The sequence below is a fragment of the Bacillus cereus genome (assembly GCF_015071065.1).
Classification (GTDB): Bacteria; Bacillota; Bacilli; order Bacillales; family Bacillaceae_G; genus Bacillus_A; species Bacillus_A cereus_BA.
Window position 1 is genome coordinate 113133 of record NZ_VOVA01000010.1, and the last position, 22295, is coordinate 135427.

The following is a 22295-nucleotide window of genomic DNA, read 5'->3' on the forward strand; positions in this document are numbered from 1 at the left end:
GCATTAACCCCAAGGCATTTCTTTTGTTACAACTTTTGCACTTAATTCTAATACACCTTTATTTGCATATCCTGGATATGCTGCTTCAAGTTTCGCTACAAAATCTTTTGAAGTTTTACTTTCCTCAGAAGCTTGAACCGCAGTTCTTAGATAATCCATTGTCGCAGTAAGTGCTTGATTATTTAAGGATTTTTCGATTGATCCATGGCTAGGTACAATTATGTCAGCATTTAATGCCTGTAATACTTTCAAGTTTTCAATCCATGCCTCCATGGCTGCTTTTGAGCTAGTATCCGCTAAGAATACATGTATTTCGTTAAATACATCAATACCACCAATTAATAATTTTAGCTCTTTATTAAATAAGCTAGTTCTGTAATGATCTAAGCCTACTAGTTCAAATGTTAACCCCTGAAAATCAATAGATTTTTCTTTAAACACTTGAGATAATACCACGTTGCTTGGTGCATTTTCTCCAAGTACGTCTTTCCAAACTTTTAATTTCCCTAAGACAGAATGAACAATGTGTTCAACAGTAGACTCTGTAGCATATGCTATGGCTTCTGGGTAAGCAGCTTTTATACTTTCCAATCCAAAGTAGTAATCCGGATCCCCATGAATAATAAAGATTTTATCTAAAGATAAGTCGTTATTTTTCAGATACTCAACAATTTCCTTCGAATCAGATTGAGCAAATTTTGAATTTATTAAAAAAGCATGTCCTGCTTTCTCAACTAAGGTTGCAGTGACCATAAAACTTTTTTCGTCTGAACTAAACACCGTCAATTTTACATCTTTTTGATTTGTATCGATTGTTTTAAACATAGAATGTTATTCTCCTTTTGTTAAAGTTATTAACTATTTAACATATTTTTATCTTGTTCCGACACAAGCTCCCTCTTTAAAAACAAATTGAAACTATAACTGTTATAAGAAAGATTTAATTCCATCCACTTCTAGCCTTCTTTAAACATTAAATGTTATATACCTTAACCTAAAATTCCTTAATATAAATTTTTAAAACGTGCTTCAATTTTATCTGGCGTCATTACTCCACCACCAATAGGGATAATTTGATTATCCTTTTGTAAAAGCAAAGAAGGATAACTATTAACACCAAGCTGTCGAACCTTATTGAAATCATTTTGGACATCTACAATTGTTTCTTGAGCGTTTAAACGTTCAAGTACTTGTTCAGGGTTCAAACCGTGCTCAATTGCAATCTTACGATATGTTTCAGGGTCACTCAGACTTTGTCCCTCATAATAAAACGCTTTTTGCATAGCCGAAGTGAATTCTAACAAACGGTTTGGCGCTAATGAGCGTAAAGCTGAAAAGCCAATTGCAGCATCTTTCGAATTCATTTTAAAAGTCCCTTCTTCCACCAATTTTTGATATGAAGGACCAAATTCTGCACCTGTAAGTTGATTAATTCTTTTATTTCCCTCTTCTATATATGAGAAATTTTTCATTGGTAAATTATCTAAAAATAACCCTCCACATAAAACCGTTAACGGCACTTCAGTTTGTTTTTGGTAAAATCCTTTAATACTTTCTGAAAAGCCATAGCACCATCCACAATATGCGTCCCATACGTATATAAGGTTATCTTGTTTTGTCTCCATTTAAATCTCCTACCTTTATTTTTATTAGCCAGTCCAGCTATCACTTAAAATTCTTAGCTAACTTTTTGGTTTGTAAAAGTACATCTTTTTTTATATCTTGTTCTTTTTTGAGGTACCTTACTACTTTTTTCACAAACTAATCCTTCCAAAGAAAGGTTAACTAAGCTTTTTAACAAAAGATATCGCTGCACATTATTGCCCCAAAGCAGAAAATACTACAGTTCAAAATATGCATTGCTTTTAATACCTTAGTAACTTTTCTACACCGGGCGGCAGCGTGTGGACCACCATCCTTAATTAAATATATAAATCATATTTTTATTTTAAGCAGATACCGGCTGTAACTAACTTAATTACAACTCTATGTAATCATTCTAGTTACAACGATAATGGAAGTCAATTCTTTTTTACCAAAAACATTAATTTTCTACCTTTATGCTTTTAGAATTCTAGTATTAAAAACTTTCTTCTTGTTCTTAAATTTGTCCTCCCCATCTTTCTAAGAATACTTCAAAGCTTGAATAGAATACCTTATGTATGCAGAATTACATATCAACCTCCATTGAAAACTATTATCAATGTAACTATAATGGTTTCAGGAGGTGATATTTTCACTTCCTTTTCAAATCTCACAATATATTAAAGGAGGAACTAGCATTATGAAAAAAGTTATTTTAGCAGGGGCATTAGGAATTGCAGTACTATCAGGTATGAACTTACCAGGGGCAGTGGCACCAAAAGCGAGTGCAGCAACTACAAATTTAGAAATTCAAGAAGTTACAAAATATTACTCTATGGGTTCTTACGAAGTGTCTCAAAAGGAAACATTTAATCTCAATAAAGGAGAGGAACTTACAGTCTTTGTACAAAATTCTGGGTTCCCAATTTCTTATACGGTCTTTGATTCAGATAATCAAATAATGGGCACCTACAATGCTAATTCACCATATGGTCGCGTATTCAGAGCACAAAAAGATGGTAATATTTCTGTACAATTTCAAGCAGGTGCAAATTCTTCATACATGAAGAAGATGAATTTCACAGCTAAATTTGCAGTTTCTAAGCTTAACTAACAATCAAAATTTCATTATCCTCTTTCAAAAAATTAAAAAGGTATATCCCTTCAACGGGATATACCTTTAACTTTAGTGAATTTTATATTGACCAGATAATTGCTCTTGCGCCATACGCACTAAACGTTTGGTAATTTCTCCACCTACTGAACCATTCGCTCGTGCTGTTGAATCCGGTCCAAGTGTAACACCAAACTCCTGAGCAATTTCATACTTCATTTGTTCAATTGCACTTGCTGCAGCTCCTACCAAAATCTCGTTTGAATTATTATTTTCGCGAATTTGCATTCCTTACACTCCTCCACTGATTTTAGTAATATTATGTTTCATTTACGGAAAAATATGTAAATAATCTCCGAAACAAAAAAAGACACCTTAAGATGCCCTTTTTCAATATGTTCATGTAACGCTTAATTTGTTTTTAATTGTTAAAGCAAGTAAAGGGTCCACTGAAGTACTTTTCTCCTCATGACATAAAGTTACTACAATGTTCTCCAATGTAATCCTAGTTCAAAGATCTGTGCTTTTATAAGTCTAGAATTCCCATAACTTCTTTCGTAAATAGCTTAAAGTCTTTTAGATGTTTTTCAATAATTTGACGAACAATATCTAAGTTTACACTTTGATAATCATGAACAGCAATATTTCGAAACCCAACCATTGCTTTTAACTTACTTGCCAGTTCTGTACTAAGTAGATCTTCATCAACCAACAAATCAAATGCCTCTCTACTAGATTGAGGTAGTCCCAACTTTTTCCCTGCAACAATATGCATTGCTAAATCAATACTTGCTTTGCATGCTCTTTGAATATTTAATATTATAGAATCTTGCTTTGTATAATCCTCTAAATTATCAGGGTTATTTCCATATACCTCTTGAATTCTTTTTATACAACGCTCTATTGTAGAAATTTTATTCAAAATTACTTCATTCTTCATATATAGAACCTCTTTTCTTTATATCCTCAAATACGATTTTGCGTTCCTCATTCAATTTTGAATACATTTGTGAAATACCCGCCACTTAACGTCCTAACGGACTGTTTGAAGTGGGGGCTTCTCGGTTAATCATTACTTTTGATAGCTAACGAATTCGTCCTAAGACAGCCGAGCTAACTCCCTTGTTCCAAAGGTTATTTTATTGCTATTTATGCTAACGCTAATAGGCGTATTGCTTCATTTTTGATATTGATAGCTGCGTTATAATCTCTATCGAGATTTACACCGCATATACAAGAATAGACTCGTTCAGACAATGTCATATTTTTTACATTTCCACAACTGCTACATGTTTTTGTGGAAGGAAACCATTTGTCTATTTTCACAAGTTGTTTTCCTTGTTCATTTAGTTTATAAGCTAAGAAAGAAGTGAACATACCCCACCCATTATCAGCGACACTTTTTCCAAAATGAAGTGCTTGCGACATTCCTTTCATGTTTAGGTCTTCAATAGCTACAACATCAAAATTAGTAGCCAACTCTTTAGACTCATGATGAAGGAAATTCTTACGTTGGTTAGCTACTTTCTCATGTAACTAAGCTACACGGATACGTTGTTTATTCTGACGAATAGAACCTTTTGTTCTTCTTGATAATACTCGTTGTGCCTTTGCTAACCGGTCTAACATTTTACGATAGAACTTAGGATAATTGGCTTTCTCATCCTCAGAACTAACGTATAATCCATCCATCGCAAAGTCTAATCCAACAACTGTTTCTACTTCTTTTTGTACAATCTCTTTTTCGTATTCAGTCAAGATGGACACATAGTATTTACCGGTAGGTGTCATAGAAATCGTACATGACTTGATCATATAATCTTGTGGTATTTCTCTATGTTGTTTGATACGTACCATTTTCAGTTTTGGCAATTTGATATGACCATTAAGCAACATAATATTTCCGTTTACTACATTCGTTGTATAAGACTTTCTGTCTTTTTTACTTTTGAATGTTGGGAAGTCATTTTGACCACTAAAGAAATTCTTATAGGCAGTTTGCAAGTTTAGTTGAGCATTTGCCAAAGCTAATGAATCAACTTCTTTTAACCACTCAAATTCTGCTTTATATTTCGCAGGAGTTGGAAGCTTTTGTTTCTTTAGTTGTTCCTTATCATTTTTGTATTTTTCATACGCTTCTTTCCGTTCAGCTAACATTCTGTTATACACGAAACGTACACAACCGAAGGTTTTACGCATAAGATATGCTTGTTCTTCTGTTGGATACAAACGAAATTTATATGCTTTGTCATATCATTTCACCTCACTTTTCACCTTGATTTTCAATATATTTCTTTACTACCTCTATTGGCGAACCACCAGTAGTTAGTAAGCAAAAACTTCTTGACCAAAACATCTCTTTCCAAAGTTTCTTTTTCACTTGTGGAAAGTCTCTCTTGATTAGTCGAGAACTTGCACTTTTATACGCATTAATAAATTTTGTCATTTCTGTATTCGGATGTGCCTTGAACAAAATATGAACATGGTCTACATCATGATTCCACTCTATCAGTGTTATGTTGTAATTCTCGGATAACCTGACAAACATGTCTTTTGCATAGTCTGATATATCATCATCGAACACATTTCTTCTGTATTTTACAACCAACACAAGATGATAATACAACAAGAACACTGAATGATTATTGCTATCTAATTTCATTTGTATACCAACCTTTATTATTTATAAGACTGATTTTATCAGAGGCAAAATAAAAAGCAAAGCCTTTTGGCTACGCCAAACCGAAATTCATCTCGGGCTACGCCCTTCACGCGCTTGAGGAAGGAGAATTCTTTCGAGGAATTCGTTAAAACAAAAAGAACTTGTAGGAATCTCTACAAGTTCTTTTTAGTTTCAGGTGAATATACGAGACAAACTATCTTACAGATTCATCATAGAAACTACAGGGGTAATGCTTTGACAAATATATTATATAACAAATATTAACAGCCATAAATTTTAATTTTGGGAATTATGTGAATTAATAACGAAATTAGCTTTTTTCTTAACTATTATTAATTTCGTTTACTACTAACTTCTTTTTCCTTAAATAAACTGCTCGATCCGATTTTTTTGCAACTTCTTGTGAATGCGTAACTACAATTACACATTTATCCTCTTGATGAGCGAGCTCCTGAAACAACTCAATAATTTCATTTGCTGTTTCTCCATCAAGGTTTCCTGTTGGCTCATCAGCAATAAGTAAATCGACATTGCAAGATAGTGCTCGAGCAATTGCTACACGTTGTTGTTGTCCACCACTTAGTTGCAAGACATTTCGTTTCACTTCTACTTCTGTGAGTCCTACCTTCTCTAATAATTCTAATGCTCTTGCTTTTTTATTTTGTACCTTCACACCTGTAATTTCCATTGCCGTTAGTACATTCTGAAGAGCGGTCATATAGGTAATCAAATTATACGATTGGAAAATTACGGATACATTTTGATTACGGTATCGATCCAAACCAATTTTTCGAATATCCTTGCCATTATATAGTACATAACCGTTTTTAGGTATGTCCAGCCCACAACCTAAGCTAAGAGTTGTGGTTTTGCCAGATCCAGAGGGCCCTAAAATCGTGTAAAAATGCCCTTTTTGAAAAGAAAAATTAACATTATCTAGTATCGTTACTTTTTTCCCGTTACTTTCATAATAATAATCTAAGTTTTTAAATTGTAAAATCGTCTCCATATCGAGCCTCCTTATTCATCTTTTAAAAGAATTTGTTTTGGATTTAAGCGTAGAATAGATAATGCTGGAAGAAGCGTTGCTAATATAGCAATAGCTAGTCCAATTCCCCCCATTTTTCCTACATCCTCTCCCGTTACACTTACATCAATTTTATCAATTGGCTCCTTTTTTTGGTCTTGTAGACTACCACCAGGTCCAGCCACCATTACAGTACTATTTTGTGAGGTGTCTGTTTCTTCACTTGCTGTAGCAATTTCACTCGAAAGTAAGTTATCCCCTACGAATTGAGAAACTTTAGCTCCTGTTGTTATGGATAATCCAAATGCTAAAATAGCAATACATACTACTTCTACTACGAACTGCGCCATCAGTTTCCATTTTTTCTCTCCAATGGACAATAAAATCCCCATTTCCTTACGACGTGCTTTAATCGATAACATAATGATTAATCCTAAGATAATCGCACCTGCAATAGATACCATATAGATAATCATTTGAGACGTAGAAGCGATATTTTCGATAGGACCAATCATTTGTTTGTACAATGAATCTTGTGCATCTAACTTAAAATAATTAAAATCAATATCAGATTTTTTTGCTTCTTTTTTAAATGCATCAATGTCTTGTGGATCGTTCAATAAGTACACAACTTGAATACTACTACTCATACCTTCATCTGTTTCTAATTTTTTTAAAGTAGAGTAAGGCATATATAGTTTATTAGCTGGATTCATCATAGGAGGGGGATTTTGACCCATTGGTTGCTCATTCGTTTCGTAAATACCGATAATTTCAACTTCAAGAGTTTCCTTCTTATCCCCTGATTGAACTTTAACTTTATCTCCTACTTTCAAATTGTTTTGTTCCGCTAATCGTTTTTCCATTAAAGCTACATTCTGATCTTTCATCTGTTCTGTAATTGGTTTCCCATCAATGATTTTACTTTTTCCATTTTTAAAACTTTCTTGTAATAAAGTCTTGCGAACTCCTTCTATCATAAGGGAAGAATTCATATCTATTTCTGAACCTGAACCTGATCCCCCCACCATTGCAACGTTACCTTTTCCTTTTCCTTCGCCTTCTGAAGCTCCTACTAATTTAAACCCATCCGCAATTCCGAAATTATTGGTTATATAATTATAGTCTTTTACATGCTTTGACTTCGCTAATTGATCTGCTTCTTGTGTGTTGAGCTTCGGCGGCTTAGGCATCTCGCCAGTTTCCCTAGCTCGTTGACCTAATTTGTCAAAATCAAGACCTAAAGTAACATCTGCACCTAGTTTTTTTCTTGCTGCATCCGCAGCTTTTTTTGATGCATTTTGGATTGTGAATCCTGCCAGCACTAAATTGGTAACAATCAGGAAGACTGCCATCAAAATTAATGATGTTCCTATTCTTTTTTTCATACTGAGAATTGCGCGTTTTATAAAATTCATTTTTCCTAACCTCCTTGATAGCTGTTATTCTATATACGCTATCTAGAGTTTGTATGGAGTTACTCAGTAGTTTATCTAGAGATTTACGGAGTTTATGTGTATTTATTCATTGACCTTCGCAAAAAAAACTGGAACACAAATTAGAATACGCAATCGATTTTGAATATTGGTAGAGAGCCAGTCCATTAATGTGGAGTGAGGGCGAATGGAATGATCGTACATATAAAACTAGTAAAATAGAAAAAACCACCGAAAGGTGGCTGTTAAGCGGTACGTGTTTGTTCCATTAATTTCACGGTTTTTGTTAGTTTTTCACCATTTCGATAAATGGTTACTTTAATTGTATCCCCCAATTTTTTCTTTTCATATAAATATTTACGGAATTGAACGACATTTTCTATTTTTTGTTCATCCAATGCAATCACAACATCATACTGTTGTAAGCCGCCCTTTTCTGCTGGTGATTGGTTTGAGATATTCCCCAACACGGCACCATTTGTTATCTCTTTTGGTAATTTTAATTGATTACGTGCAGAGTCTGTCATTTTCTCCACATCCAATAACTGTACACCCATCATTGGACGTTTAACTGTTCCATCTTTCTCAAGAGACTCTAGGGTTGTTTTAGCTAAATGAATCGGGATTGCAAATCCAATTCCTTCAACTGCTTGTTGTGCAATTTTACTCGAATTAATTCCAATGACTTCACCCTGTTCATTAAACAAAGCTCCTCCACTATTCCCAGGATTAATAGCCGCATCTGTTTGAATTACCTGTGCCTGCCAATCCGCTTGTTCATTCCCAAGTGTACTAACAGGTATTTCTCTCTCCTTGCTACTAATAATCCCCTTTGTTACACTACCTTCTAGCCCTAATGGATTCCCAATGGCTATCACCGTTTCCCCTGTACGAATTTTTTCTGAGTCTCCAAGTGTTGCGACTCTTTTTACATCTGTCCCGTCAATTTCTAATACGGCTAAATCTAATAATGGATCTGTCCCTACTACTTTAGCGGGAACCTTTTTACCGTTATTCAATTTCACTTCTATTTTATTCGCACCGTCTATCACATGATTATTTGTAACAATGAAAGCCTTATTGCCGTTTTTTTTATATATGATCCCTGATCCCGAACCAGCTTCTTCTGATTGGTCTTGCGTATTAAATAAATCTGCATTTTGTTTATAGTTAATGACACCGACTACAACTTCTTTTGCAGATTCAATCATATTTTGAAGATTGCTCACATTTTCTGGTTTGTGAGAGATAGGAGTAGCCTGATTCACTTCGTTATGCTTAGGAGATTGACCTGCACTTCCTTGGATTTCATTTATATAAGGGGAGGTCAAGCCAATGGTAATTGCACCAATCATTGCACCAATTATTCCTGTAAAAAAATAACCTGTTTTTTTATAGGATTCATTCCTATTGTTTTCTGTTTGATTTGTATCAGCGTGTCCCATTGTGAACATTCCTTTCACCTTTTATTTCACTTGAATATTTTCATTTTTATATTTGAATTACGATGTATGGATGTGATATTTAGGACTCACCATTTCCCAAAAATAAAACGGTACCTTTAGGCATGGTTTAGACATAAATTAACTGTTTTTTCATAGAGGGAATTGTATAATTTAATTTTCATATAACTGCATATAAGTTTTTTAAAATAATTTTGAACAAATCTCTAAAAAAAGAGCCTATTCGGCTCTCATCAAATCAATTATTCAATGTACATAGCATGTTATACAGGTGTTTTGCAAAAAGTGGCTACAAGGAACAATAACCATCCATTAGCTTATTTACTCTTTTGTTATAAACGTAGATCCTAGCATCCTCGTAAGAATGGATGGTAATAGGTTTGTGTGTAAATAAGAAGGAAGGGATAAAATTTGATAGATTGTGTAAGCCGTCAACATTATGTATCATTCCTTTCTATTTGGTACATGTATCATACAAACTTAATCTGTATTCTACATGGAGCTAATCTAGAGTTATAGTAAAGATTTTCAGTACCTAGTTATTGAATGCAAAAAAAAAAGAATCAATTTGATCCTCTCTATTTTTGTTCACTAGACTTATATAGTTTTCTTTTATTTACACTTGTGTATTTATTTAAGCACGGCGCTAATTTCAATTTTTGTTTTTTCTCTTTTATGCGACCATTATTCGAATGAGTGGCCATCCACAGTTGTACATCTAATAAAAAAAGAATGATGTTTGCTTCCAATGACATCTTGATTACCTCCCTCTGTCTTGTTATGTATATAACCTATCTCATGCATCTGGAGCTGATTTGAAATACATGTAGTTTTCTTGTGAAGTTTTTATCGTGCTTCTATGTATTCTAATACGTCTCCACATCAGCTCCAGACTAGAAGATTATAATGACTACAAGAGGTGATATAACAATGAACTATCATATTCTGGTGGTAGAAGATGATCAAGAAATTCAAGAACTAATCAAACAATTTTTAATGACACAACAGTATAAAGTTATAGTTGCATCAGATGGATTAGAGGGCATGAAACAATTTAATAAGCAATCCTTCGATTTAATTCTTCTAGATGTGATGATGCCAAACCTGAATGGATTTGAAGTTGCCAAAATGATTCGAAGTCAGTCAAATATACCAATTATTATGCTAACCGCGCTAGAAGAAGAACAAGATCAAATGAAAGGATTTGATCTTGGAATCGATGATTATATTACGAAACCTTTTTCTTTTCATGTCTTGATGAGACGAGTCGAAGCAGTACTGAGAAGAAGCTATAATCAAAGTACGGATAATCATTTCGTCTTTAAAGAAATACATGTCGATGGTGATGCATATAAAGTATATGTAAGTAGGGTTGAAATTCCCTTAACGACAAAAGAATTCGAAATTCTGCAACTACTACTTCAAAATGAAAAAAAGGTACTCACAAGAGAAAATATTGTTGAAAAAATTTGGGGATATGAGTATGCCGGAGACACACGAATGATTGATACGCATATGAAAAACATACGAAAAAAATTAGATATACCCTATATTAAAACAGTAAAGGGCATTGGTTATAAAATCGATGAATAGGATTGTAAAAATCATGAAGATGAAGAGAATTACCTATAAACTCTTTATGACTACATCACTCATTTTGTTAGCCTTTGCAACCTTAATTTATGTAACTTTATACTTCTTTCTCCCTAAATTTTATGAGCAATACAAAACAGATCAGCTTCAAACGGGAATCGAAGAAATAATTGATAAATCTAAAGATCTTACGTTTCAAAATGCAATACCACTTGTTGATGAATACGCACAAAAAAATAATGCAGTGATCTATCTTCAAAATAATGAGGGAAGGCTTATTTATTCTCCTACTATTACTATTCTTCAAAGCACTATTCAAGGAAGTGCGATTCAAAGAGGTACTATTCAAGGAGATACTCAGGCAACAGGTTATGTTAAAACAGTACCAGCAAGGAGTTTAGATAATCCTCGTAATTCATATGAGGTTACCAAGCCAATACAATTCCAAGATGTTAACTTAACGCTTGTGGTGTTCGCAACATTTCAACCGATCGATGAAGCTTCACAGGTCTTGGTACGTTTTCTTCCCTATATCAGTATCATTGTACTGGTTATTGGCTTAGGAAGTGCATATTTTTATTCAAGGTTTATTACAAAACCACTTATTTATATTAATGAGGGTGCACAAAAGATGGCAAACTTGGATTTCTCCGAAAAAATTGAGGTTCGTTCTATGGATGAATTAGGGGAATTGTCCAATAGCTTGAACGATATGTCCATAAATTTACAACAAGCAATTTTTGATTTACAAAAAGCGAATCAGCAATTGAAAAGTGATATTGAAAAAGAAAGAGAAATAGAAACAAAGCGACGGGAATTTTTTGCTATTGTAGCACATGAATTAAAAACTCCTCTTACTGTTATGAAAGGTTACTTAGAAGGGATGATATACAATATCGGCCCTTATCAAAATCGTGACCAATATTTAAAGAAAAATCATCAAATAATTGGAAGTATGGAACAACTGGTTCGCGAAATTTTAAGCACGTCAAAACTAGAACAACATACCTTTAAACCACAAGTAGAAGAAGTAAATCTTTCGAAGTTAATAGGTACAATCACAAAAGACCTCGAATTTTTTGCTTCTCAAAAAGACATTCAAATAATAAAAGAAGTCGATTCTGACATTTTTGTTTATACGGATTGTGTTCTTTTAGAAAAAGCTTGTAAAAACATCATTCATAATGCGATTATGTATTCACCACTTAACGAAAAGGTCTATATACAGTTAAGCCAAAAATCTAAGCAAAACTATATCGAAATGCAAGTCCTTAATACAGGTGTCGAAATTAAAGAAGAGAATATACAACATATATTCGAACCCTTTTATCGAATCGAAAAGTCAAGAAATCGAAATACTGGAGGGAGTGGCTTAGGATTATATATTGTAAAACAAATTTTCGAATCCCTTTCTATCACGTATTCTATGAATAATACCAAACAAGGCGTACAATTTTTGGTTACCATTCCAGTATCCATCAAGTAAACAACAAAAGAGTCTCGATCTTATTTCATCCTATAGAAATAAGATCGAGATTTTTCATATAGGATACCGTCACATTGATAAAAAGAGTTACTTAAAATATAAGTTATATTCTAATATTTTATCATTTTAGCCACGAAGACTCCTTCCTCAAGGAACGCGAAGTGAGTAGGTGGGAGATGAATTGGCTTCGGACAAGGGATGGCAGGAAGCCATCTTAATTGTTCGACAGACATAAACTGTTACTTCACTACCTATCGAATGTACGTTTGTTGTATAATAGAAACATACCGAAATGGAGGTGAAATGAATGATGATTAATAAAGCATATAAATTTCGTATCTATCCAAATAAAGCACAAGCAACCCTAATCAATAAAACGATTGGCTGTTCTCGTTTTGTATTCAATCATTTCCTATCTCTATGGGATAATGCATACAAAGAAACAGGGAAAGGTTTGACATATGGTACATGCTCTGCCAAACTCCCTGCCATGAAGAAAGAGTTTGTTTGGCTAAAAGAAGTGGATAGTATCGCGATTCAGTCGTCTGTTCGCAACCTTGCGGATGCTTATACACGCCTTTTCAAAAAACAAAACAATGCCCCGCGTTTCAAATCTAAGAAGAACAACGTACAATCTTATACCACAAAACAAACAAATGAAAACATTGCCGTTGTAGGAAACAAAATAAAATTGCCAAAACTAGGTCTTGTTCGATTTGCCAAAAGTCGTGAAGTAAAAGGACGTATTTTAAATGCTACAGTTAGACGGAACCCTTCTGGCAGATACTTTGTGTCATTGTTAGTTGAAACAGAAGTGCGAGAACTTCCGAAAACAAACTCTTACATTGGAATGGATGTGGGACTAAAAGATTTCGCCATTTTGTCAGATGGAACAACCTATAAAAATCCGAAGTTTTTTCGATCATTAGAAGAGAAGTTGGCAAAAGCACAGCGTGTTCTTTCTAGAAGAATGAAAGGATCTTCTCGCTGGAATAAACAACGAGTAAAAGTAGCTAGAATTCATGAATACATGACGAATGCTAGAAAAGATTACTTGGACAAAATCTCGACTGAAATCATCAAAAACCACGATGTTATCGGTATAGAGGATTTGCAAGTATCAAATATGTTAAAGAATCATAAGTTAGCAAAAGCAATTAGTGAGGTATCATGGTCTCAGTTTCGAACTATGTTGGAATACAAAGCAAAATGGTACGGCAAACAAGTCATTGTTGTATCGAAAACATTTGCTTCAAGCCAATTATGTTCTTGTTGTGGATATCAAAACAAAGACGTTAAAAATCTAAACCTACGTAAATGGGACTGCCCTTCTTGCCTTACACACCATGATAGGGATATTAACGCAAGTATCAATCTAAAGAATGAAGCGATAAGGCTTCTAACCGCAAGGACTGTGGAGATAGCCTAATAAATTAGAGTTCGATAGAACTCTTTACTTAGGAATCCCCCTCTTCTAAACGAAGTGAAAGTGGGGGTAGTTCAATGTTGATAACTGACGGTATCATTATATTTCATTCTGCAGCTTATTTAGAAGAGTTATGTACATTTCGAAGAAGTTCTTCAATAAGTTTTGTTTTTTCATTCACCTTTGTGGCATATGTGAAATCACCATAACAATATGGATACCTAAAATTATTTTTATTTCCACCACAAGTGTACATCGCTGGATTTTGATCAACTTTCATCTTAGAAAACTTTTTAGCCGAATCTTCCGAGTGTTGTTTAACTTCTTGACTGGCAATAAAATCAATATACCCTGGTCCCATATTATAGCTTTGAATAATTGCATCCATGCTAACATCTTTTTCCGTTCCATATTTGTACATTTTAGCAAAGTGTTTTACCCCTTGTTTAATGCTCAAGCTTATCTCTTGAAGTTCATTTGGCTTTAATCCCAGTGATTCAGAAGATTGCATAGGGTCGTTGCCCTCACCTCTACTCTCTTGGTACATAATTCCTAATAAAACTGCTGTTTTCTCTCCTAAATTATATTTTTCTAATTCTTTTTTCAAGGTGGGCTCATATTGCAAAACACGTTTTTCGGTTGCGAGCGCTTTATTTTGTTGAATATTGGTTTTATGATTAAGATATAGTATTCCAAGCATTGTTCCTAAACCTAAAATACTAATAAACAATAATATAATAATTCGTATTTTACTCGTATTCTTCATATATTCCTCCTCGTATTAGAAATTCTATTTTTCAAAGGTAATTGGTTATTTACAAAATATGTAATGAACATCTATCTCCCGCTCCTTTTTAGACTCAAACATCAATACTTTAAGGTTTAAAGTTTAATATAAAAATTTAAAGATAAGGTAAAGATAAGATAAAGATAAGATAAAGGACATTTTTTATGCGTACATTAAAAAGGTATTGGTACAAACGGATATGTGGGACAACTTGTTGATATGAATGGATTTAGTGATAATTGAGAGGTTATCGTACAAGTTATTAATTTTGGAGGTATCATTCCAGAAGAAGATTTACCCTATCTTTTTAATATACTTTATATAGAAAAATAAGAGATAAAATATAATAAAAAAACGGCTAACCCTCCACGTAAGAGAATCGGCCGTCACAAATAATTAATTATTTCATACTTGAGATATTATCACCTTTAGCGCTATACAATGAGATATTCGCTTAACCATTGAAAATTATTTAAAGGATTACTTTCTTCTTTTTTTACTATTTCATAACTTGCTTCAAATTTATTCTCCTCATTTATCGAATTCTAACAATCATCATCACACATAACTTAATACATTACTGAAAAGAAAAAAGCTCTGCACTATGCAGGCTTTCTTTATGATTTTACCGCTAAATTATTTATAAAACTTTCTATAGAATTTGCCTGGAATATACGGAAATAAGGAGATTGAACATCGTAATGTTTGTCAGTAATGATAAGGATTGAAGGAAAAAATTTAGAAGCTTTCGGCTGCCAATATTCATTATGCCATTCTTGGCTATGGAAGTATAACTCATATCTATTTATCTTATCTTGCATTATTTTTTTACTGTACACCGACTTTTGAACTTCAATAAAGAATGGAGATCTACGCCATATAGTAAAGGCATCTGGCTCCATATATTCTTTCCCATACTTTGGTTCCACTTTGAATAGTTTAGGATTTTCATAATGAACGAGTTGTTTGTATACGTCCACAATACCAAGGAAATGAGGGGTTTTTTGACTTGTCTTTCTGATAGAACTTGGCTGCGGAAAATAAATGTATGGGTGCTGTAATACGTTAGCATCAACATGACCATCTCTTCTTAATCGTTTCATAACCGTATTACAGCAAGTTACCGCATTCTTTAAGCCTTGAAAATGCAAGTCAATAATATCGTCACGGGACATGCATCTAAATCGCTTCAAATCATTCAAAATTCCTTTATCTCTACTCTTCATCATCTAACACCCCAAATAACGGAATTTCTTCTTGCGATGAATTCTGGAGTATTTTCTCCTCTTTAGACATGCGATATGGTTCAACAATTTGTTTCGCCTTACTTAATTCCAAATAAGGAGCTTGCACTTTCTTTAATCCATTTCGTTTTAAAATCATTTGGCCTGATAGCTCTAAATGCTCTGAACCAGGAGTACCCATGATATTACTATTAATTGCACTATCACATTTAAAGCCGATTCTTACGGTCATATTGAGCTTTAACTTACCATCTAACACTTTCGCATCTGGCCGCTGCATACTAAGCATAAGAAACACCCCAAGTGATCGGCCGACTGCTGAAATCTTTTCAATTGTAGTCATACACTCTTTTTCATCTTTTAGCATGGCCACTTCATCGATAGCAAGTAGAATATATGCTTTTGGATGATCAGGATTTAATTTGTTGTACGCATCAATATGATCAACTTCATATTCTTCCATAAGTTTTCTTCGTTCTCTGATTTCCTTCCATAACATTTGAAGCATTATTTTCATTTCAATTTCTTCCATACAAACTTCTTTTACATGCTTCACTCTTCGCAAGAAATGAAATTCAGAGTTTTTTAAGTCACCAAGGTACAAATGCAACTTTTCAGGAGACATATATTGAATAAGTGTGGATAATACAACACGTACCATACTACTTTTCCCGCTTCCCGTTTCTCCTGCTATTAATAAGTGTGGTGTATTGGAATCAACCATATCGTACGTAATCGTTTTTCCGAATTGGTCCCGGCCAACCACAACAGGAAGACGGTATTCTTTTAATAATGGCTGCCATTCTTTATAACAGTAATTGTATGGTTTTAGTCCAGCAGCTGAACGGAATGCATGTAGTACAAACTTTTTCATATCCCCTTCAATCGTAAGATTCCGTCCTAATATTTGCTGAAAACAGAACCACTTCTTTTCAATCTTCTGTGGATCTAATCCGTTTGGGATGGTAAATACATATCTCACGCTTTCTTTCGAAGAGGAAACATCATGTATCTTTGGATAAATAGGAACTTTGCCCCCACGCGTTTGATGTTCCGTATATAAACCTGCTTTTCCGAACACCTCCATAAGCTGATTCCTTAACCTTTGCGTACGAATCCACTCCTTTATCATCCCCATTACTCCCTTCCCTCCTTAAAACATGATTACGATACGAACAAATACATATCCAATCAAGCAAACTCCACCAATTCGCGTGCCGTGATAAATACCTTCGCTTACAAATTTAGCTGCTGATATATAGTCATGTCGCACCAAGTATTTTTCTAATATGACTGCTCCGATTAAAATCGTTCCCATAACTCCTAATGCAATGTAAGTATGTAATACCTGATCCGACATATGAAGGAATGCGAAAGGACTTAATGAATTATATTTACGGATTTTCTTTTCTTTATCTTTGTATGACCGATCCATAAACTCGCGAAAAGGAGTTGTTTCTTTCCTAGCATGCATTTAAATACCCCCTTTATAAACAGAATGAAAAAACCAGATGAAATATTGGGTTTATACGCTTATTACCTTGATAGCATTACTTTGCTAGTTAACGTGGTAGATACTTTGCTATTACATAGGCTAGTTGATTTGGTATCTAATTTGGTAATAAGTTTGTTAAATACCATAGTGGCTACCTTGATACATCATATTGCGTGGGGCTTGTACATTATTAACACTTTTGTTTAAAAAAATCATGCTTTGGTAAAGATGTGATTAATAGAGGATTTAAGAATAGGAGTGTTCACAATGTTTGGCTTGGGGAAACCATTATCAAAGTTTGGTAAATTTTTAAGAAGAAATAATATTACTCAAACCGAATTAAAGGAATGGAGTGGAGTAAATCAAAATACAATTAGTCGTATTTCTCGTTCAAATACATACAAACCTTCATTAGGGAATGGCCAAAAACTAATTAGGTCCTTAAAAAGAAAAGGTTACAGTGTAGACTTTGAGGATTTCTGGATGTAATAATCAGCTCGTTAAACCGAGCTGATTATTTTTTGAAGAATTCATCATTCTTTTTGATTTTTGTGCCGCGTTAGCTTATATAAAAGTGCTAAAATTCCAAAGAACGTGTATAAAAAGTGACAAACAAAAGATATATTGTTAATAGCAATAATATTAATACACAAGTAAAATACACGATAGAAATACGCTTTCTATTCACTTTCCAATTACGTATACTGGAAATTATAAAACTTACTATCACCATGCAACAAATCCCTACCAAAAACACCAATACATACTCGTGAATAATAACACCACAAATTAAAAATATAACTGCTAATATTGCTAATAGTGAATGAACTACACGCAAAAATAACCTCTCCTTATCTCATTGGAAACCTATTAATGTAATATTATTTTATTTAGCAAACAGATGGTTTCCAATTTGTGCAACGGTTTGACGTGTTGTAATCCATTTATCAGTCGAGGTTTTGGGATTGTAGAAATAGAGCCAATCAGAATTTGTTCCTTTTGAAGTGAGAGCCTCGTCTACTGCCATTCTTGCTTCCTGTGTAGCAGGCTGATTAATTCTACCGTCTGTAACAGGAGTAAATGCATAACCATTTTTAATGGGTTCATAAATTACGTCTGTAATTGTATTTGGAAAACCATTTTCATTAGCACGATTTAATACTACTTTTGCAACTGCAACCTTTCCTGCATGCGGTTCTCCTCCTGCTTCTGCATTTACTAATCGAGCCATTAAATCCACTTCTTGTAATGAAATACCAGTATCAATCTTTAAGTGTTGACCGACAAAAATTTGATTTCCGTCTACGTTATTGTTTTGTTTAATAGACTGTATTGAAACCTTATATTGTTGTGATATAGAACCTAATGTATCCCCACTTTTCACTTGGTAAATTGCTTGATATGTATTAGTTGAAACTGGTGAATTATTTTTTTGAACATATTTGTTTGCAGTTGACGATACCGGAATTGTTAAACGTTCTCCAATATTAATTTGATCATTTTCTTTATAATTTGCTTGTTTAAGTGATTGAACGGACACCTCATATTGTTTACTTATTGCTTCTAGGGTATCATTCTTTTGAACCGTATAAACCGTTGAAGCCGCAGTCCCTACTGGATTTGATACTACTGTAATCATTGCAGCAGATAATGGTAACCAGGTTTTCGCCTTACATAACTTCATTCAAAAAAGCCTCCTAAAAATTATTAAGTACTCTTAATATGTTTAAGTTAAAAACAAATCAAGCTATTTATAGCGTAACAAAACATTGAATTCAAGTCATTGAATTTGTATTTCTATATAATAATTGGGTTGCTTATGATATTGAAATTGAATTATTATAGTTATGTTTCAAAAGAATCGGACAATCTAATTCTTAAACTAAATATGGTGAAAGTAGAGGCTTATTTCAATTGCCTAATAGTTTCTTTCCTAAGAACTGTTTCTATACGCTATACTGACTCCTAATTAATTGTAGAAGGAATGATAAAAATGAGTGATAGATCCTCAAGACGATGGAAAATGCAACAAAAGTTACGGGCACTGAAAACAAAAAATAGCAATGATACAAACCCTTTGTTTAATGAATGTATTGAATCCCTCGGAGACGAAACTCTCATTTTCTCTCAAAAAAAAAGCCAACAGATTGCAAGTACTTTAATAAATTCATTTCCTATAACTGTCTCTGGAAGAATAGATTGGGAACAAATAGACAATCAATTAATAGCTTTAAATAAAGAGCAACTAATTTCCCTTATTAAAGAAAAGAAACCAGATTTTGATGAACAGATTTTTATACTATGGGATAACTATGAAATCCCTGTAATAAGCACAAATCTTGATAAAGTCTTCCAATCACTAGTTGATATTGGTGCAGTCAGTTTTTATTTCTGGTTATTGGATAAAGAATATAAATTTATAATTGAAATAAAAAATGAAGAAATGATTATGGTTGGGTTTCGCTAATAATCCACTCAACTTTCCCCATTCTCTTTTTCTATAAATGAGCTGTTTCCACCGACGCTGTGACGCCTTTAGCACTACGAATACCTCCTTTAATTTCATGATATGGGGTATTTTCCTATCTAAGCGCTTCATTGTTATCAACCAACACTCCGACTTCTCCGTGGCAGCTACTGTCCACCGTTCCAAGAACATTGCATTCCGCGTCATACCGATACGCGGATGCACCTGCAATTCATATCCTGATAGAATCTCAAAAACTTATGTTTTTGGGACACTAGTATGTTTCTTTTTTCATTTATAGCTTTAACATTTCTTATACGGCATTTGGATTACGCGATATAATCTCAATCCGGAATGGGAATTCCCTCTCACTACTTGTCTATTGTCTTGTTATTCGCTTTCTTCCTAGATTGAATAATTTTAAAATTCTTATCTTGAAAGAGGTCATTAAAGTTATCTAAAATTGGTTTTAATATTTTTGGTTTTAGCAAATAATAATGTTGTATAATTTGAGAATTTTAAAAGCAAACATCTTTATTTCAAGCTTATAATTTTTTTATTTATCCATACTGCCCCCTTCAAATTACCTTTTTCAATTAAATTTATTGCTTCACGTTCTTCTTTCAACTTTTATATATAATTGTGTGCAGAATAAAAAATATCAAAAAATAATATAGAAAAAGCACTGCTGAAATCTTCAGCAATGCTTTCCGATTAGACGTACTATGATAATGAACGTCTAATTTTTTCTACTCATGAGTTCTGTATACTCATATATATTTATTTTAGATTTAAGATACGTTCTATTTCCTTCACACTCAACTTACTTGCTTTTGCAATAGTTTCAAGCGGTACACCAATTTCATACATCCCTCGAATCATCTGCATCTTACCTTGCTCAATGCCTTTTTCCATGCCCTCTTGTTCTGCATGAGCTAACTTAGCTTGTTCATCTAGAAGTAATTTCTCTCGAGCTTCATATGCTGTTCGGAAAGAAGAATCATGGCTCATATTTTCCCATTTATTTATTGCCTTTTGTAAAATTGGATCTTGATTCATCGCAATCTCCTCCAATGTTTGAGTTAAATGTTCATCTTCATGTGCTGGTAATAATAACATCCAACGAACAAATGTATTTTCCCACGGGTTTACTTTTTCTTCACGCCATTGTTTTACCAATTTCGGTATCTCTACAAAATGGATTTCAATGTCATCACTTAAGAGTTGCTGCATTTTAGTATTCCATAATTGTCCGATGGTATGAAATGCATCATCCTGAGAAAATAAAATAAAGTCTAATAGATTAATCGTAATTGTTTTTCGAAGTGAACGATATGGCATCCCTTCTTGCATTTGAGATGTATAAAGTTTACTCCAGTAATATAAAGAACGCTTTACCATATCATGAGTATTTCGAAGCTGAATTTCGATATTTACTTGCGTCCCATTATCTAGTGTTGCCAATAGGTCTAAAATTGATAACTTATCATCTTCATAAGATTTATGAAGATGCGGATCATCTAGTTGAAGCGATGTAATAGGTGCGTCTAAAAATTCTTCTAGAATTGCATTTAAGAAACCCGTTAAAATTTCTTCGTTTCCTTTCGTCCCAAATAACTGTTTAAAAGCAAAATCAATGCGTAAATTTACTAATTTAGTGGACATGGATTTCCTCTCCCTGTCTATATCATCTCGTATTCTTATTGTACATAAAAAAAGATAGAATATGCAAACAGGCTCTTATGTTATCTGACATAAGAATTTGCCTAACCTTATTAAAAATTGGTGTTTCGGGCCAAAAACGCTTGTAAGTAACATTGTATATTGCACCATAACTATTAAAAGCGCTTTATGAAGAAAAAATTGTCCAGTATGCTTACGATCATACTGACATTACTACTCTACAAATAAATTTTTTTATTTAATTTTACAATTTGCGTTAGATACTTTCCGTATTCGTCCAATAAAATATTTAATTCAACAATGCTTTGTTCTACTGCTTTATGTACTGACAAAGTTGAGATAAATCTTAAGCATCTGCTAATGTATTCATATTCAACTAATCCTAACCATTTCATCAACTATCGATAAAAAATTAACCATATTATACCATAGTTACAATACTTACAAAGACTTAGTTACCATAACACCACTTATCAGCAGTCCATGTATCTCAAAATCTATAAAAAAAGTCCCTTCAGAACTGCTTTCGAAAGGAACTTTTCGTTCACATAATCTGTATTATCAGTAGTTTTTATTTATCTACTTTAAAATACTCTGGGTGTTCGGCTTTCATAGATAAAATGTTACCACACTCTGTGCAAACATCAGCAATCACTCTTGAAAATTGATTAAAAAGGTTATTTGTACTAATAGGTCTTAAACATGCTTGGGCATCTAATGAACTTTGTCCGATTTCTCTAGAACCACAATTAGGACATTTCTTATTCATTTTCAATTCCTTCTTTCCAAGATTTAGTTCACATAAAA

At 33.4% G+C, this 22295-nt stretch carries 22 protein-coding genes and 4 pseudogenes; 7 read left to right on the top strand and 19 right to left on the bottom strand.

The window, feature by feature from the left end; all coding sequences use genetic code 11:
• Positions 1-3: 3 nt before the first annotated feature.
• The gene (locus tag FT637_RS21160) at positions 4-825 is read right to left on the bottom strand and encodes a cytoplasmic protein (protein ID WP_193647958.1); all 822 of its coding nucleotides are present in this window, start codon (positions 823-825) and stop codon (positions 4-6) included.
• Between the two features lie 179 nt (positions 826-1004).
• Positions 1005-1625, bottom strand: a complete 621-nt coding sequence (locus tag FT637_RS21165; RefSeq protein WP_193647959.1) for a DsbA family protein — start codon at positions 1623-1625, stop codon at positions 1005-1007.
• A gap of 659 nt (positions 1626-2284) precedes the next feature.
• Between FT637_RS21165 and FT637_RS21170 the strand changes: the two genes are divergently transcribed.
• Positions 2285-2698: a hypothetical protein gene (locus FT637_RS21170; protein WP_193647960.1), complete on the top strand. Its 414-nt coding sequence runs from the start codon at positions 2285-2287 to the stop codon at positions 2696-2698.
• Positions 2699-2770: 72 nt separating this feature from the next.
• Here FT637_RS21170 and FT637_RS21175 read toward each other — a convergent pair whose 3' ends face one another.
• The 9 genes and pseudogenes from FT637_RS21175 to FT637_RS21215 form a co-directional block, all read right to left on the bottom strand.
• Complete coding sequence (locus tag FT637_RS21175) at positions 2771-2986, bottom strand: alpha/beta-type small acid-soluble spore protein (RefSeq protein ID WP_001167057.1); 216 nt, start codon at positions 2984-2986, stop codon at positions 2771-2773.
• 238 nt (positions 2987-3224) lie between these two features.
• Positions 3225-3638, bottom strand: a complete 414-nt coding sequence (gene hepT / locus FT637_RS21180) for a type VII toxin-antitoxin system HepT family RNase toxin (RefSeq protein WP_193647961.1) — start codon at positions 3636-3638, stop codon at positions 3225-3227.
• Positions 3628-3708 (bottom strand): annotated as a pseudogene (locus tag FT637_RS21185) (nucleotidyltransferase domain-containing protein); the annotation flags it as partial. The pseudogene FT637_RS21185 and the gene hepT, both read right to left, overlap by 11 nt.
• 139 nt (positions 3709-3847) lie before the next feature.
• Positions 3848-4927, bottom strand: a pseudogene (locus FT637_RS21190) (RNA-guided endonuclease TnpB family protein).
• Positions 4928-4961: 34 nt separating this feature from the next.
• Positions 4962-5360 carry an IS200/IS605 family transposase gene (tnpA, locus tag FT637_RS21195; protein ID WP_193647962.1) on the bottom strand — a complete coding sequence of 133 codons (399 nt, stop codon included), beginning with the start codon at positions 5358-5360 and terminating at the stop codon, positions 4962-4964.
• A 343-nt stretch (positions 5361-5703) separates the two neighbouring features.
• Positions 5704-6390 carry an ABC transporter ATP-binding protein gene (locus tag FT637_RS21200; protein WP_193647963.1) on the bottom strand — a complete coding sequence of 229 codons (687 nt, stop codon included), beginning with the start codon at positions 6388-6390 and terminating at the stop codon, positions 5704-5706.
• 11 nt (positions 6391-6401) lie between these two features.
• A complete protein-coding gene (locus FT637_RS21205; protein WP_193647964.1) occupies positions 6402-7826 on the bottom strand; it encodes an FtsX-like permease family protein in 1425 nt (474 codons plus the stop codon).
• Between the two features lie 263 nt (positions 7827-8089).
• The gene (locus FT637_RS21210) at positions 8090-9298 is read right to left on the bottom strand and encodes a S1C family serine protease (protein WP_193647965.1); all 1209 of its coding nucleotides are present in this window, start codon (positions 9296-9298) and stop codon (positions 8090-8092) included.
• Between the two features lie 587 nt (positions 9299-9885).
• Positions 9886-10062 (bottom strand): hypothetical protein, encoded by a 177-nt coding sequence (locus FT637_RS21215; RefSeq protein ID WP_193647966.1) that lies wholly within the window; start codon positions 10060-10062, stop codon positions 9886-9888.
• A gap of 151 nt (positions 10063-10213) precedes the next feature.
• Here FT637_RS21215 and FT637_RS21220 point away from each other — a divergent pair, with 151 nt between their 5' ends.
• The 3 genes from FT637_RS21220 to tnpB all read left to right on the top strand — a co-directional run bounded on the left by FT637_RS21220 (position 10214) and on the right by tnpB (position 13815).
• Positions 10214-10900, top strand: a complete 687-nt coding sequence (locus tag FT637_RS21220) for a response regulator transcription factor (RefSeq protein ID WP_193647967.1) — start codon at positions 10214-10216, stop codon at positions 10898-10900.
• A 13-nt stretch (positions 10901-10913) separates the two neighbouring features.
• A complete protein-coding gene (locus tag FT637_RS21225) occupies positions 10914-12386 on the top strand; it encodes an ATP-binding protein (protein ID WP_193647984.1) in 1473 nt (490 codons plus the stop codon).
• A 307-nt stretch (positions 12387-12693) separates the two neighbouring features.
• Complete coding sequence (gene tnpB / locus FT637_RS21230) at positions 12694-13815, top strand: IS200/IS605 family element RNA-guided endonuclease TnpB (protein ID WP_193647968.1); 1122 nt, start codon at positions 12694-12696, stop codon at positions 13813-13815.
• 115 nt (positions 13816-13930) lie between these two features.
• Here the strand turns inward: tnpB and FT637_RS21235 are convergent, their stop codons facing one another.
• Positions 13931-14578, bottom strand: a complete 648-nt coding sequence (locus tag FT637_RS21235; RefSeq protein ID WP_193647969.1) for a lysozyme family protein — start codon at positions 14576-14578, stop codon at positions 13931-13933.
• A 216-nt stretch (positions 14579-14794) separates the two neighbouring features.
• On the opposite strand from FT637_RS21235, the pseudogene FT637_RS30015 reads away from it, so the two are divergent.
• Positions 14795-14920: pseudogene (locus tag FT637_RS30015) on the top strand (vancomycin resistance histidine kinase VanS); the annotation flags it as partial.
• 296 nt (positions 14921-15216) lie between these two features.
• Here the strand turns inward: FT637_RS30015 and FT637_RS21240 are convergent.
• Genes FT637_RS21240 through FT637_RS21250 form a run of 3 tightly spaced genes read right to left on the bottom strand, consistent with a single transcriptional unit; the run spans position 15217 to position 17317 of the window.
• Positions 15217-15792 (bottom strand): replication-relaxation family protein, encoded by a 576-nt coding sequence (locus FT637_RS21240; RefSeq protein WP_193647985.1) that lies wholly within the window; start codon positions 15790-15792, stop codon positions 15217-15219.
• A gap of 22 nt (positions 15793-15814) precedes the next feature.
• A complete protein-coding gene (locus FT637_RS21245) occupies positions 15815-16981 on the bottom strand; it encodes an FtsK/SpoIIIE domain-containing protein (RefSeq protein WP_193647970.1) in 1167 nt (388 codons plus the stop codon).
• A 15-nt stretch (positions 16982-16996) separates the two neighbouring features.
• Positions 16997-17317 carry a hypothetical protein gene (locus tag FT637_RS21250; RefSeq protein WP_193647971.1) on the bottom strand — a complete coding sequence of 107 codons (321 nt, stop codon included), beginning with the start codon at positions 17315-17317 and terminating at the stop codon, positions 16997-16999.
• A 288-nt stretch (positions 17318-17605) separates the two neighbouring features.
• Here FT637_RS21250 and FT637_RS21255 point away from each other — a divergent pair, with 288 nt between their 5' ends.
• Positions 17606-17827, top strand: a complete 222-nt coding sequence (locus tag FT637_RS21255) for a helix-turn-helix transcriptional regulator (RefSeq protein ID WP_193647972.1) — start codon at positions 17606-17608, stop codon at positions 17825-17827.
• Between the two features lie 397 nt (positions 17828-18224).
• On the opposite strand, the gene FT637_RS21260 is transcribed toward FT637_RS21255, so the two are convergent.
• Positions 18225-19022: a cell wall hydrolase gene (locus FT637_RS21260; protein WP_193647973.1), complete on the bottom strand. Its 798-nt coding sequence runs from the start codon at positions 19020-19022 to the stop codon at positions 18225-18227.
• A gap of 309 nt (positions 19023-19331) precedes the next feature.
• On the opposite strand from FT637_RS21260, the gene FT637_RS21265 reads away from it, so the two are divergent.
• Positions 19332-19805, top strand: a complete 474-nt coding sequence (locus FT637_RS21265) for a hypothetical protein (protein ID WP_193647974.1) — start codon at positions 19332-19334, stop codon at positions 19803-19805.
• Positions 19806-19842: 37 nt separating this feature from the next.
• Here the strand turns inward: FT637_RS21265 and FT637_RS30020 are convergent.
• From FT637_RS30020 to FT637_RS21275, 3 genes and pseudogenes are all read right to left on the bottom strand, one after another.
• Positions 19843-20060, bottom strand: a pseudogene (locus FT637_RS30020) (deoxyuridine 5'-triphosphate nucleotidohydrolase); the annotation flags it as partial.
• A gap of 525 nt (positions 20061-20585) precedes the next feature.
• Positions 20586-21470, bottom strand: coding sequence for an Rpn family recombination-promoting nuclease/putative transposase (locus FT637_RS21270; protein ID WP_193647975.1), 885 nt, complete (start codon positions 21468-21470; stop codon positions 20586-20588).
• Between the two features lie 589 nt (positions 21471-22059).
• The gene (locus tag FT637_RS21275) at positions 22060-22257 is read right to left on the bottom strand and encodes a hypothetical protein (RefSeq protein WP_193647976.1); all 198 of its coding nucleotides are present in this window, start codon (positions 22255-22257) and stop codon (positions 22060-22062) included.
• Positions 22258-22295 lie beyond the last annotated feature (38 nt).

Excerpts from the sequence above, each read along its gene's own strand:
- FT637_RS21160 (WP_193647958.1), bottom strand. The coding sequence starts at position 825 with ATGTTTAAAACAATCGATACAAATCAAAAAGATGTAAAATTGACGGTG.
- FT637_RS21165 (WP_193647959.1), bottom strand. The coding sequence starts at position 1,625 with ATGGAGACAAAACAAGATAACCTTATATACGTATGGGACGCATATTGT.
- FT637_RS21170 (WP_193647960.1), top strand. The coding sequence starts at position 2,285 with ATGAAAAAAGTTATTTTAGCAGGGGCATTAGGAATTGCAGTACTATCA.
- FT637_RS21175 (WP_001167057.1), bottom strand. The coding sequence starts at position 2,986 with ATGCAAATTCGCGAAAATAATAATTCAAACGAGATTTTGGTAGGAGCT.
- hepT (WP_193647961.1), bottom strand. The coding sequence starts at position 3,638 with ATGAAGAATGAAGTAATTTTGAATAAAATTTCTACAATAGAGCGTTGT.
- tnpA (WP_193647962.1), bottom strand. The coding sequence starts at position 5,360 with ATGAAATTAGATAGCAATAATCATTCAGTGTTCTTGTTGTATTATCAT.
- FT637_RS21200 (WP_193647963.1), bottom strand. The coding sequence starts at position 6,390 with ATGGAGACGATTTTACAATTTAAAAACTTAGATTATTATTATGAAAGT.
- FT637_RS21205 (WP_193647964.1), bottom strand. The coding sequence starts at position 7,826 with ATGAATTTTATAAAACGCGCAATTCTCAGTATGAAAAAAAGAATAGGA.
- FT637_RS21210 (WP_193647965.1), bottom strand. The coding sequence starts at position 9,298 with ATGTTCACAATGGGACACGCTGATACAAATCAAACAGAAAACAATAGG.
- FT637_RS21215 (WP_193647966.1), bottom strand. The coding sequence starts at position 10,062 with ATGTCATTGGAAGCAAACATCATTCTTTTTTTATTAGATGTACAACTG.
- FT637_RS21220 (WP_193647967.1), top strand. The coding sequence starts at position 10,214 with ATGACTACAAGAGGTGATATAACAATGAACTATCATATTCTGGTGGTA.
- FT637_RS21225 (WP_193647984.1), top strand. The coding sequence starts at position 10,914 with ATGAAGATGAAGAGAATTACCTATAAACTCTTTATGACTACATCACTC.
- tnpB (WP_193647968.1), top strand. The coding sequence starts at position 12,694 with ATGATGATTAATAAAGCATATAAATTTCGTATCTATCCAAATAAAGCA.
- FT637_RS21235 (WP_193647969.1), bottom strand. The coding sequence starts at position 14,578 with ATGAAGAATACGAGTAAAATACGAATTATTATATTATTGTTTATTAGT.
- FT637_RS21245 (WP_193647970.1), bottom strand. The coding sequence starts at position 16,981 with ATGGGGATGATAAAGGAGTGGATTCGTACGCAAAGGTTAAGGAATCAG.
- FT637_RS21250 (WP_193647971.1), bottom strand. The coding sequence starts at position 17,317 with ATGCATGCTAGGAAAGAAACAACTCCTTTTCGCGAGTTTATGGATCGG.
- FT637_RS21255 (WP_193647972.1), top strand. The coding sequence starts at position 17,606 with ATGTTTGGCTTGGGGAAACCATTATCAAAGTTTGGTAAATTTTTAAGA.
- FT637_RS21260 (WP_193647973.1), bottom strand. The coding sequence starts at position 19,022 with ATGAAGTTATGTAAGGCGAAAACCTGGTTACCATTATCTGCTGCAATG.
- FT637_RS21265 (WP_193647974.1), top strand. The coding sequence starts at position 19,332 with ATGAGTGATAGATCCTCAAGACGATGGAAAATGCAACAAAAGTTACGG.
- FT637_RS21270 (WP_193647975.1), bottom strand. The coding sequence starts at position 21,470 with ATGTCCACTAAATTAGTAAATTTACGCATTGATTTTGCTTTTAAACAG.
- FT637_RS21275 (WP_193647976.1), bottom strand. The coding sequence starts at position 22,257 with ATGAATAAGAAATGTCCTAATTGTGGTTCTAGAGAAATCGGACAAAGT.